At 73.6% G+C, this 12,243-nt stretch carries 8 protein-coding genes; all 8 read right to left on the reverse strand.

The genetic code is table 11. The features are described 5' to 3' along the window. On the reverse strand, positions 1 to 437 hold a 437-nt coding region (locus ACZ4W5_RS13670), incomplete at its 3' end, for a thiamine pyrophosphate-dependent enzyme (RefSeq protein ID WP_465654403.1). Beyond that, complete coding sequence (locus ACZ4W5_RS13675; RefSeq protein WP_465654405.1) at positions 434 to 2,314, reverse strand: 2-oxoacid:acceptor oxidoreductase subunit alpha; 1,881 nt, start codon at positions 2,312 to 2,314, stop codon at positions 434 to 436. The genes ACZ4W5_RS13675 and ACZ4W5_RS13670, both read right to left, overlap by 4 nt. Positions 2,315 to 2,469: 155 nt before the next feature. Then, on the reverse strand, positions 2,470 to 3,717 hold the full coding sequence (fabF, locus tag ACZ4W5_RS13680) for a beta-ketoacyl-ACP synthase II (protein ID WP_465654407.1): 1,248 nt from the start codon (positions 3,715 to 3,717) through the stop codon (positions 2,470 to 2,472). After that, the gene (locus ACZ4W5_RS13685; protein WP_360233732.1) at positions 3,714 to 3,986 is read right to left on the reverse strand and encodes an acyl carrier protein; all 273 of its coding nucleotides are present in this window, start codon (positions 3,984 to 3,986) and stop codon (positions 3,714 to 3,716) included. Before ACZ4W5_RS13685 ends, fabF begins: the two co-directional genes overlap by 4 nt. Beyond that, positions 3,983 to 6,523 (reverse strand): prodigiosin MAP biosynthesis aminotransferase PigE, encoded by a 2,541-nt coding sequence (gene pigE, locus ACZ4W5_RS13690; RefSeq protein WP_465654409.1) that lies wholly within the window; start codon positions 6,521 to 6,523, stop codon positions 3,983 to 3,985. The genes ACZ4W5_RS13685 and pigE overlap by 4 nt, the downstream gene beginning before the upstream one ends. Then, positions 6,520 to 8,961 carry a hypothetical protein gene (locus ACZ4W5_RS13695; RefSeq protein WP_465654411.1) on the reverse strand — a complete coding sequence of 814 codons (2,442 nt, stop codon included), beginning with the start codon at positions 8,959 to 8,961 and terminating at the stop codon, positions 6,520 to 6,522. The genes pigE and ACZ4W5_RS13695 overlap by 4 nt, the downstream gene beginning before the upstream one ends. Positions 8,962 to 9,288: 327 nt before the next feature. Next, positions 9,289 to 11,529, reverse strand: a complete 2,241-nt coding sequence (locus tag ACZ4W5_RS13700; protein WP_465654413.1) for an MMPL family transporter — start codon at positions 11,527 to 11,529, stop codon at positions 9,289 to 9,291. A gap of 60 nt (positions 11,530 to 11,589) precedes the next feature. After that, positions 11,590 to 12,216 (reverse strand): TetR/AcrR family transcriptional regulator, encoded by a 627-nt coding sequence (locus ACZ4W5_RS13705; RefSeq protein WP_402483958.1) that lies wholly within the window; start codon positions 12,214 to 12,216, stop codon positions 11,590 to 11,592. Positions 12,217 to 12,243: the final 27 nt, after the last annotated feature.

The following is a 12,243-nucleotide window of genomic DNA, read 5'->3' on the forward strand; positions in this document are numbered from 1 at the left end:
TGGCCCTTGGTGAGGCCGTAGATCCGGTTGTTGAACAGCAGGATCTTGAGGTTGACGTTGCGCCGCAGGGCGTGGATCAGGTGGTTGCCGCCGATGGAGAGCGCGTCGCCGTCCCCGGTCACCACCCACACGCTGAGGTCCCGCCGGGAGGAGGCCAGCCCGGTCGCGATCGCCGGCGCCCGGCCGTGGATCGAGTGCACCCCGTAGGTGTTCATGTAGTACGGGAAGCGCGAGGAGCAGCCGATGCCGGAGACGAAGACGGTGTTCTCCCGCTTGATGCCGAGCTCCGGCATGAAGGACTGCACCGCGGCCAGGATCGCGTAGTCCCCGCAGCCCGGGCACCAGCGCACCTCCTGGTCGGTCTTGAAGTCCCGGGCGCTCTGCGGCCCGTCGGCCTTGGGCACCAGCGTCAAGGACGGGAACGGGTGCTCGCTCATCGGTGGTCCTCCTCGTCCAGGCCGCCGATCGCCGCCCACAGCACGTCCGCCAACTGCGCCACCTTGAACGGCAGTCCGCGCACCTGGTTGCAGGACTGCACGTCCACCAGGTACCTGGCGCGCAGCAGCAGGGCGAGCTGCCCGAGGTTCATCTCGGGCACGATCACCCGCTCGTACCGCGCCAGCACCGCGCCGAGGTTGGCCGGGAAGGGGTTCAGGTGCCGCAGGTGCGCCTGCGCCACGGCCCCGCCCGCCGTACGGACCCGGCGCACGGCGGCGGTGATCGGCCCGTAGGTGGAGCCCCAGCCGAGCACCAGCAGTCGGGCGTCGCCGGTCGGGTCGTCCACCTCCACGTCCGGGACCTCGATACCGTCCACCTTCGCCTGGCGGGTGCGGACCATGAAGTCGTGGTTGGCCGGGTCGTAGGAGATGTTGCCGGTGCCGTCCTGCTTCTCGATGCCGCCGATCCGGTGCTCCAGGCCCGGAGTGCCGGGCACCGCCCAGGGGCGGGCCAGGGTGGCGGGATCGCGCAGGTACGGCCAGAAGGAACCGTCGGGACGGTTCGGCTCGGTGGCGAACTCGACGCGCAGGTCGGGGAGTTCACCTATCTCTGGCAGCTTCCACGGCTCCGAGCCGTTCGCCAGGTACCCGTCGGAGAGCAGGAACACCGGCGTCCGGTAGGTGAGCGCGATCCGGGCCGCCTCCAGGGCCGCCTCGAAGCACTCGGCCGGGGTGGCCGGAGCGACGACCGGCACCGGCGCCTCGCCGTTGCGGCCGAACATCGCCTGCAGCAGGTCCGCCTGCTCGGTCTTGGTCGGCAGGCCGGTGGACGGGCCGCCGCGCTGGATGTCCACCACCAGCAGCGGCAGTTCCAGCGAGACCGCCAGACCGATCGTCTCGGACTTGAGCGCGACGCCCGGGCCCGAGGTGGTGGTGATCCCGAGCGCGCCGCCGAAGGCCGCGCCCAGGGCCGCGCCGATCCCGGCGATCTCGTCCTCGGCCTGGAAGGTCCGCACGCCGAAGTCCTTGTGCCGGGACAGCTCGTGCAGGATGTCGGACGCCGGGGTGATCGGGTAGGAGCCGAGGAACACCGGCAGGCCCGACCGTTCCCCCGCCGCGACCAGCCCGAGCGACAGGGCGAGGTTGCCGGAGATGTTGCGGTAGGTGCCCGCGGCGAGCCGCGCCGGCGGCACCTCGTAGCGGACGGCGAAGTCCTCCGTGGTCTCGCCGAAGTTCCAACCCGCCCGGAACGCCGCGACGTTCGCCTCCGCGATCTGCGGCTTCTTCGCGAACTTCCGCCGCAGGAAGGACTCCGTACCCCCCGACGGCCGGTGGTACATCCAGGACAGCAGGCCCAGGGCGAACATGTTCTTCGCCCGCTCGGCGTCCTTGCGCGCCAGCCCGCTGTCCTTGAGCGCCTCCAGCGTCAGCGTGGTCAGCGGCACCGGGTGCAGCCGGTACGCGTCCAGCGAGCCGTCGCCCAGCGGGTCCTCGTCGTAGCCGACCTTCGCCAGCGCGCGCTTGGTGAACTCGTCGGTGTCGACGATGATCTCGGCGCCCTTCGGCAGGTCCGGCAGGTTGGCCTTGAGCGCCGCCGGGTTCATCGCCACCAGCACGTCCGGCGCGTCGCCGGGGGTGAGGATGTCGTGGTCCGCGAAGTGCAGTTGGAAGGACGAGACGCCCGGAAGCGTCCCGGCGGGAGCCCGGATCTCCGCCGGGAAGTTCGGCAGCGAGGACAGGTCGTTGCCGAACGCCGCCGTCTCCGAGGTGAACCGGTCCCCGGTGAGCTGCATGCCGTCACCCGAGTCACCCGCGAAGCGGATGATCACCCGGTCGAGTTTCGTCACCGGCTTGGATCTGCTGACCGTGCCGACCATGAGGCTGTCCCTTGCTGTCGACGTCCATGACCGTGAAGAGGTCCGTGACTGTGAGGAGGTCCGTGACTGTGGAGAGGTCCGTGGCTTGCGAGGAGGAGGGGTACGGCCGGCCCCCGGTGGGGCGGGTGGCCGGCCCGTACCGCGTGGGGCGGCGGTCAGGCCGCGGTGGGGGCGGTGAAGGCGAGCACCACGTTGTGCCCGCCGAAGGCGAAGGAGTTGGACAGGACGGCCCGGACGGGGAGTTCGCGCGGAACGTCGCCGACCACGTCGAGGCCGATCGCCGGGTCGGGCCGGTCGAGGTTGAGGGTGGGCGGCACCACGCCGTGGACCAGGGCCTGCACGGAGGCGACCGCCTCGATCGCCCCGGCCGCGCCGAGGGAGTGGCCGGTCATCGACTTGGTGGCCGAGACCGGGATCCGGGGGGCCGCCCGGCCGAGCGCGGTGTGCAGGGCGAGGGCCTCGGCGGAGTCGTTGTAGCTGGTGCCGGTGCCGTGGGCGTTGATGTGCGAGATGTCCTCGGGGGCGAGCCGGGCCGAGCGCAGGGCCGCTTCGAGGGCCCTGGCGGCCCCCGCCCCCTCGGGGTGGGGCGCGGTGACGTGGTGCGCGTCGGAGGTCCTGCCGTAGCCCCGCAGTTCGGCGAGGACGCGGGCCCCGCGCCGGGCGGCGTGGGCGGCCGACTCGAGGACCAGGACGGCCGCGCCCTCGCCGAGGACGAAGCCCTCGCGGTCGGCGCTGAACGGCCGGCTGGCCTGCTCGGGGCTGTCGTTGCGCGTGGCCAGGGCGCGGATCTTGGCGAACCCGCCGACCATCATGGGGCTGACGGGGGCCTCGGTGCCCCCGGCCAGCACCACGTCGGCCTCGCCGGAGGCGATCATCTGCGCCGCCACGATCAGCGCCTCGGCCCCGGAGGCGCAGGCGGTGACGACGGCACTGCTCGGCCCGAGCAGCCCGAGGTCCACGCAGAGCCGACTGGCCGGGGCGTTGGCCATGCTCATCGGGATGAAGCGGGCGCCGAGCCGGTGCGGCCCCTTGAGCATGGCGGCGCTGTTGGTCTCCCAGGTGGTGACGCCGCCGATGCCGGTGCCGACCACGGCGCCGATCCGGGTGCGGTCCTCGGCGGCGAGGTCGAGTTCGGCGTCGCGCAGCGCCAGGGTGGCGGCGGCGACCGCGAGTTGCGTGCAGCGGTCGGCGCTGACGGCCTGGCGGGGCGGGAGGGTGAGGTCCTCGGGCAGGTCGACCTCGCCGGCGATCCGGACCGGGAAGTCGGTGGCGTCGAACCGGGTGATCGTCCGGATGCCGCTGAGGCCCTTGAGCTGGGCGGCGTGGAAGTCGTCGGCACCGACGCCGATCGCGGTGACCGGGCCGAGCCCGGTGACCACCACCCGCCGGTCGCTCTCGGTCATGCGAGCGCTCCGGGGCGTTCCGCGTCGACGACGTGGGCGATCACCTCGCCGACGGTGGTGAGGGAGAGGGCGACCTCGTCGTCGACGGTGCCGCCGAGGTGCTCCTCCATGATGGTGACCAGCTCGACCAGGTCGAGGGAGTCCATGCCGAGGTCCTCGCGGAGCCGGGCGTCGGAGGTGACCTCCTCGGGGAGCAGCCCGAGTCGGTCGCACAGCAGGTCGGTCATCCGCGCGAGAAGGGCCTCGCCGGCAGCGGTCTGGTTGGTCACAGCGGCCACCTCTGGTCGTTGGTCGGGGTGTGGGACGGATCGCCGGCCTGCCACGCGGACAGGTCCGCGTGCAGGGCGAAGTCCTGGCAGACGGCCCGGACGGCGCCGGTGAACCGGTCGGCCTGGTCGAGGCCGAGGACCAGCGGCGGCTGGATCCGCAGGGTCCGGTTGCTGTTGGCCGTGACGAAGGCCAGGATGCGGTGCTCCCGGCTGAGCTGGGAGACGAACCGCAGGCACATCAGGTCGCCGAGGGCGTTCTCCACGGCGTTCCCGGCGCGCCGGAGGGCGCCGAGCACCTCGTCCGGGAGCCAGTCGACCAGGCCGTGGAGGTCTCCGGGAAGCCGGGCCAGGGCCTCGTCGGCGAGGGCCTGGGCGGCGCCGGTGAAGTCGCCGTCGAACTCGATGGCGTTCATCAGGCCGATCCCGCGGACCTCCTTGACGAAGCCGTACGGGGCGCACGCCTCGCGCAGCCCGTCCCGCAGGTGGGCGCCGGTCTTGGCGGCGCGCCCCGGGAGGTCCTCGGCGACCAGGGTGTCGAGCGTGGCGAGGCCGACCGCGGCGGCGAGGTTGCCGCCGCCGAAGGTCGAGGAGTGCAGCATCGCCCTGCTGGTGGACCCGTACGCCTGGTCCCAGAGTTCGGTACGGGCCAAGGTGGCGCCGACCGGCACCAGGCCGCCGGAGAGGGACTTGGCGACGCACAGGATGTCGGGCCGCAGGTCGTCGTGCTCGGCGGCGAACATCGCGCCGGTGCGGCCGAGGCCGGTCTGGATCTCGTCGAGGACGAACGCCGCGCCGGCTCGCCGGCACAGCCGCTGGGCCTCGGCGAGGTAGCCGGGCGGGGGGAGAATCACGCCGCCCTCGCCCTGCACCGGTTCGACGATGAAGGCGGCCGCGCCCTCGATGGCGGCGGCCAGCGCGGCGGTGTCGCCGAACGGGACGGCCACGCAGTCCGGCAGCAGCGGGTGGAAGGCGGCGCCGTGGCCCTTGCGGCCGGTGACCGAGAGCGCGCCGAGGGTCTTGCCGTGGTAGCTGTTCTCGGTGTGCACCAGCCGGGTGCGGCCGGTGGCGGCGCGGGCCAGCTTCAGAGCGGCTTCCACGGCCTCGGTGCCGGAGTTGGAGAAGAACACCCGCTCGAGCCCGGGCGGGGCCAACTCGCTGAGCCGCTCGGCGAGTTCGGCGGTGTGCGCGGGCATCGACACGTACTGGACGAAGGTCGGGGCGCCCTGGTCGAGGAAGTCGCGCAGGGCCGTGGTGGCGGCCGGGTGGTTGTGGCCGAGGTTGAGGCAGCCGTAGCCGGCGACGAAGTCGAGGTACGAGGTGCCGTCCTCGGTGGTCAGGGTGCAGCCCTCGGCGCGGGTGAAGACCCGGTCCATGCCGTGGGCGGCGAACAGACGCCCCATCGGCGGGTTGATGTGGGTGCGGAAGCGGCGCACCGTCTCCTGGGTGCGGTTCCCGCGCGGGGGGCGGCCGGACGGGTAGTGGCGGGCCAGCCGGTCGAGCCGCTCGTCCGGGACCAGCCGGCCGAACGCGGCCAGCGGCGTGGGCAGGAAGCCGTGCCCGGTGGCGAGTTCGCCGATGGTGCGGATCCGGTCCAGGTCGAGTTCGCGGCCGAGCGACCACGCCTCGGCGCGGCCCTCCAGGGCGAGCACGATGGTCTCGGCGAGGCAGCCGTTGAGCTGCTGGGCGGGGGCGGGCAGGGTGCCGTCCCCGAGCCGGACGGCGTCGGTGGCGCTGACCAGGCCGCCGTCGATGACCAGGACCTCCTGGCGCTCGGCGGGCTCCACCGCGACGTCGCGCGGCAGGGCCACGTCCACCACCACCGAGCCGGGGTGCAGCCGGCCCGCGTCCAGCACGCCGCCGACGGAGGAGGCGGTCACGTAGATCCGGGGCGCGCCGTAGAGCACGGCCGGGTCGTCGTACAGGGTGACCCGGCTCCGCTCGGCCGGGTCCAGGTAGCGCAGCATCGCCTCGTCGGTGCGGGCGCTCGGGCGGCGGACCAGGTCCAGCTCGTAGCCGTCGGCGAGCAGCAGCCGGGCCATCGCCAGGCCGATCGAGCCCGGGTAGCCGACCACGGCGATCCGGGCCCGGCCGGGGGTCTGGCCCAGGCGTTCGGCGCAGGCCAGCACGGCCCGGTGGGAGGCGTAGGTGGTGAGGGAGTTGCCGCTGGTGAGCGGGAGACCGACGGCCTTGGCGGTCCACAGGCCCCGGTCGCCGACGATCGAGGTGGCACCGCCGAGGCCGACCAGCTCCGCCCCGGCGTCGCGGAGCTCGGCGGCCTCGGCGGCGACCATGTCCCGGGCGGTGCCGGGCCGGCGGAGCATCTGCTCGGCCGTGTACGGCAGGTAGCGGACCGCGCCGGTGCACCGGGCGCCGGTGGCCGAGGTCAGGGTGAACTCGGGGATCGGGACGTGGTGGCGGGGCCCGGGTTCGCGCGGGATCCCGCGGTGCTCGTCGAGCAGTCGGCCGAACAGGTCGAGGCCGCGGACCTGGTGGCGGTGGCCGTCACTGATCGGGTGGGCGAGGAAGCCGAACTTCATCGGGTGCCTCCCGTGCTGCGCCCGGTGCGGGCCATGGCGAAGGTGAGTTCGGGGAGCGTGTCGCGCTGCCAGCCGAGGGAGGAGAGCAGGCTGAGGCCGTCCCCCTCGTTGTTGTGCGCGATCGGCACCTCGAACAGGTTGACGGTGGAGCGGCGTTGCAGGTCCGCCTTGAGCGTCCGGGGGTCGAGGTCGTCGAGCCGGCGCCGGACCACGGTGAGCGGGCCGAAGGTCCGTTCGTCGTCCTCGGCGAACAGGTGGAGCACCTGGGTCTGGCGGCCCGCGCCGGCCGCACTGCGGCCCTCGCGGTAGGTGCGGATCACCGAGTGCCCGCCGTCGACCAGGGTGAAGATGCTGAGGTTGCCGCGCAGCCGGTGCCCGTTGAAGCAGACCTGCTGGATCAGGCTGGGCAGGATGTCCGGGACGAGCGCGCTGGCGCCGTCGCCGATGAAGGCGAGGGTGTTGCCCGGCCGGGTGAGCGCGATGCTCGGGACGGCCTGCAGGGCGTCGCCCATCAGGGCGCGGCCGTACCAGCCGGAGAAGCCGGGGCCGGTGCGCGGCAGGTTGCGGATCGCGGAGAGCCCGCCCCGGCCGACGTCGTACACGCCGGTGTAGCCGTACCCGTGGTGGAGGATCAGGTCCTCGAGGACGTCGCCGAGCCGGCTGCCGAAGTAGTTGAGGCTGATCGGCTGCACCGGCACGCCGTGGACCACGTCGGAGGCGCTGTCGGCCGTCTCGGCCAGCGCGCGGCGGCGGGCCTCGAGCAGCGCGGGCGGCACGTCCAGCCGGGCCCGGACCGCGCTCAGGAACGCGCCGGCCTCGGCCCGCACCGGATGGTCGGCGAACGGGGCGAGGTGCGCGGCCTCCCGGGTGACCTGGACGATCCGCAGCGAGCGGTCCAGGGCCCGGGGCGAGAACGGGGTGGCGGCCTCGGCGATCCGGCTGTTGACGAAGAACAGGCACTGGTCGGAGCGGGGCCGCAGCCGGCCCTCGTGGTGCAGGAAGGCGTGCACCCGCTCGGAGAAGCCGTACAGGCCGAGGGTGCCGAGGTACTCGGGGACGACCGCGCCGTCCCGGTAGCGGGAGACGCTGCCGGGGCGGGTGAGCGAGTCGGCCAGGCCGATGCCGGCGGCCGCGGCGATCTCGTGGACCAGGTCGCGTTCCGGGCCGGAGAGCGGGCCGAGCTGCCAGAGCACCCGCTCGGGGCCGTGGTTGAGCAGCTCCAGCACGGGGGCCAGGGCGTCCTCGGCCACGGTGGCGCGCGGGGCGGGGGCGGGCGGCGGCGGGGCGCTCACGGGGCCGGCGGCCTCCAGCACCTCGGCGGTGGCGAGCAGCACGACCGGGCCCCGGTCCTCGTCGTACAGGGCGAAGGCGGTGGCCAGGTCCGCGTCGAGCCGGGCCGGGTCGTCGAGGTGGACGTACGGGATCCGGCGGGCCCGCAGCACCTCGCGGGAGTCCTCGGCGGAGTGCACGGTGCCCTGGAACGGGAACCAGCTCCGCTCCCGCGAGTCGGCGCACAGCAGGAAGCCCCGGGCCCGGGCCTCGCGCAGGTTGGCGAGGGTGCCGCGGAACTCGTCGACCATGCCGCTGGTGACCACGACCAGTGCGGGCGCCGCATCGAGCTGCCAGCGGGCCAGCGCGCCGCAGGCCAGGCTGTGCTCGCTCGGCCCGCGCAGCACCGGGTTGCCCGCCCGGGCGGCGCGCTCGTCGAGCGCGGCGATCAGGCCGGAGACCACCGAGCCGGTGTAGTAGTGCAGGCCCCAGCGGTCGCCGGCCCGGGCGTCCAGGAAGTCGGCGAGGGCGCCGGCCAGCGCGGGCGGAGCCGTCCGGGCGGAGGCGCGCAGCGCTCCCCCGGTGTGCCGGAGCTGGATCACGTCGGTGAAGGCGCAGAGCACGTCGGCGGCCAGCACCCAGAGCTGGTCGGGCAGCCGCCGGCTGGTGTACGGCTGGGCGATCCGGGCGCGCGGGGCGGGCGCGTCCTCGTACACGTGCACGGTGTACGCGGAGGGTTCGCAGGCCACGTTCGCCGGCAACTCCTCGCACATCGCTGCGAGTTCGTCGGCGAAGGCGGTGTCCAGCGGCCCGACCGGCAGGCCCGCGGCGGCGGCGTCCACCAGCAGCAGGGCGAGCATGGCCGGGTCCTCGCCGGCCTGTTCGCCGATCAGCTGCGCGGCCTCGGCCACGGTCTCGGCGAGCACCAGGGCGACCCAGGCCCTCGGGAGGGCGCGGTCGAGGAAGCGGCGGGAGCGGTCCAGGGCCCGGTGGTACGGCTCGGGCCAGGAGCTGCGCCCGACCGGCAGGGCCGCGGTGGTGAGGGTCCGCTCCGAGCCCTCGACCAGGTCGCCGAGCGCGGCGGCGACGGTCCGCTGGAAGGCCGGGCGTTTGCCGACGGCCGCGATCAGGAAGCGCGGCGGCTGCGAGCCGCCGGTCGTGCCGTCCACTCTCCGACTCCCCCCGGTGGCAGTGCTGCTGACGCCTCGGAGTCTGCATCAGCGCGACTGAAGCCGGTCTGCACATCCTCTGGACGGTGCGCGGCCGCGCGGCCCACGCCGCGACGGGGTCGGCGGACATCCGGGGGCGGCGCCTCAGCCAAGCAATCCAGGAGTCGCGTGGAACCCCCGTTTTCCCTTCAACTTGGCCTGGAAAACGCCTAGTGATGGATGGTCAGCGATGGAGAGACTCCGACCGGCCCCCCGCGGCACCTCCGGCCGGTGCCGGAACCGGTGAACGGCCGGACCGCCGAGGCGGTCCGGCCGTTCGGCGTGCGCTCAGTCCTCGGTCAGGCCGATCCGGGCGTGCAGCCGCTTCAACGGCGCCGGCGCCCACCAGTTGGCCCGGCCGAGCAGCCGCATCGCGGCCGGCACCAGCAGGCCGCGGACCAGCGTGGCGTCGACCAGGACGGCCAGCGCGAGGCCCGCGCCGAGCAGTTTCAGGATCGACAGTCCGGAGGTGGCCAGCGCGCCCAGCACCGTCGCGACGATCAGCGCCGCGGCGGTGATCAGCCTGCCGGTGCGCTCCATCCCGAAGGCGACCGCGCGGGTGTTGTCCCCGGTGGCCAGGTACTCCTCGCGGATCCGGGAGAGCAGGAAGACGCTGTAGTCCATCGACAGGCCGAACGCGACGCAGAACATCAGGATCGGCACCGTCACCTCCAGTTGGCCGGTGTGCACGAAGTCGCCGACCAGCCACTTGAGATGGCCGTCCTGGAAGACGTACACCATGGCCCCGAAGGACGCGGTGAGGCTGAGCATGTTCAGCAGCAGCTGCTGGAACGGGATCACCACGCTGCCGGAGAACAGGAACAGCAGCAGCAGCATGCTGACCGCGATGATCGCGGCCGCCCACGGGAGGCGGCCGGACAGGCTGGACTTGGTGTCCACCTGGGTCGCGGCGTCGCCGCCGACCAGGGCCCGGCCGGGGGCGTGCACCGCGCGGACGGCCTTGGCGTAGCTCTCGCCCTCCGCCGAGCTCGCCTCGCGGTCGGAGACCACCGACAACCAGGTGCCGCCACTGCCGGAGAAGGCGGCGGACCCCGGCCCGGGCGGGGCGGCCAGGGCGCCCTGAGCGTAGGTGCCGGTGGCGGCGTCCACCCGGACGGTGCCCGGCAGGGCGGACAACCGCTGGGCGTAGTCCGCGAGTTGGCCGTTGCCCGGGTCGGTGTCGGGCAGCACGACGACCACCGGGGAGGTCTGCGCCCCGTGGAACTCGCTGCGGATGGTGTCGGAGGCGACCTGGGAGGCGCTGCCACGCGGCAGCACCCGGTCGTCCATCAGCGCGAACCGGGCCTGGACGAACGGCAGGGCGAGCGCGAGCAGCACCACCGCGACGGTGCCGCCGATCAACGCCGGGCGGCGCATCACGGTGACCGCGAGCCGGTGCCACACGCCGCCCTTACCACCGCTGCGGGCGCCGGGCAGGCGGCGGCGCAGCGGGGCGAACACGTCCCAGCGGTCGATCCGGTGGCCGATCAGGGCCAGCAGCGGCGGCAGCACCAGCAGCGAGCTCGCCGCCGCGAGGACCACCACGACGATGCCCGCGTAGGCGAGCGAGCGCAGGAAGTAGATCGGGAAGACCAGCAGGGCGGCCAGCGACAGCACCACGGTGAGCGCGGAGAACAGCACGGTCCGTCCGGCGCTGCGCAGCGAGGCGGCGATCGCCTCGGTGGTGCCGCGCCCGGCCCCGAGCTCCTCGCGGTACCGGGTGACCACGAACAGGCTGTAGTCCACGGCGAGGCCGAAGCCCAGCGCGGTGGTGATGTTGAGCGAGAACACCGACACCGAGGTCACGCTGGCGAGCAGCCGCAGCACGGCGTAGGTGCCGAGCACGGAGACCACGCCGAGCACGGCGGGCAGGGCGGCGGCGACCAGCGAACCGAAGGTGGCGAGCAGGATCAGCAGAGTGATCGGCGCGGCGATCAGTTCGGCGCCGGTGAGGTCCTTGGCGCTCTGCTCGTTGGCCTCGGCGTTGACCTGGGCCGTGCCGGTGGCCTTGACGTCCAGCGGGCCGTGCCGTCCGACCAGGGTCGGGACCAGGTCCTTGGCGAGGTGCTCGGCGTGGTTCTCGTCCCCGCCGAGCCTGACCAGGACGAGGCCGGTACGGCCGTCGGGCGAGCGCAGGGTCGGGTCACCGGTGGTCCAGTAGGACTGGGCGTACACCACGTCCGGGGTGGTGGCGACCTTCTCGGTGAGGCTGCGGCCGGCCTCGGCGGCGGAGTCCAGGTCGCCGTCGGCGGTGGCGACCAGCACCAGGTTGGGCGCGCCCGCGTGGAACCGGTCGGCGAGCAGCCGGTCGGCCTGCAGGGACTCGGCGCTGGTGGGCGTGTAGCCGCCGCTGGAGAGCTTGCTCTCGGCGTCGGCTCCGATCACCGCCGCCGCGACGGCGACCAGGGCGACCAGCAGCATGGCGATGCCCCGGCGGTTGACCAGGGTCCTGGCGAGCGAGGCCAGACGGCCGGTGACCGGGGCGGGTTCGCCGTCGGTTCCGGTGCGGGCCCGGATGGTTGTCGACATGGCTTCCTCGGGTCGTCGTGGACGATGCCGCCGCGTCGCGGCGACGGGGGAGGCCGCGGCTCAGCACCGCCCCAGGAGGTGGCAGCACAGGGCGTTGGCCGCCCAGTCCTCCCATTCCTGTGGGGTCCAGCCGCGCTCGGTGACGAACAGGTGGTACATCTCGGGGCCGAGCACTCCGTAGCAGACGTCGACCGCGTGGTCCGCGTCGAGGCCCTCGACGAGGGCTCCCTTGGCGATCAGCGCGTCCACGAAGTGCCGTTGGACGGTTCGACGTTGCTGCTTGTTGGTCTCCCACAGCTCGGCACCGTCGCCGCTGGAGATGACCGCGTTGCGCAGCACTTCGAGCAGCGGGGCGACCCGCTCGTTGATGACCCGGGTGATGGCGGCGAGGGCCCGCAGTTGCTGGTGCGGGTCCTCCTTGGACAGGGCGTCGACGACCGGCGGCCGTTCCAGGGTGGGCACCGGCTCCTCGTCACCGGCGACGTGGAGGTCGATCAGCTCCTTGAGGATCTTCTCCTTGTTCCCGAACGAGAAGTACATCGTCTGCACCGCGACGCCGGCTTCCTGGGCGATCGAGTCGATCGTCGTGAGGCCGTATCCGCGCTCGACGAAGAGCTTCATCGCCGCGTCGAGCATTCTGCGCCGGGTCGCCTGGGAGCGCAGCCGGCGGCCGTCGGTCTTTGCCATGGGGATCACTGCTCACTTTTTTATAGT

The sequence above is a fragment of the Kitasatospora sp. NPDC029367 genome, assembly GCF_055569135.1.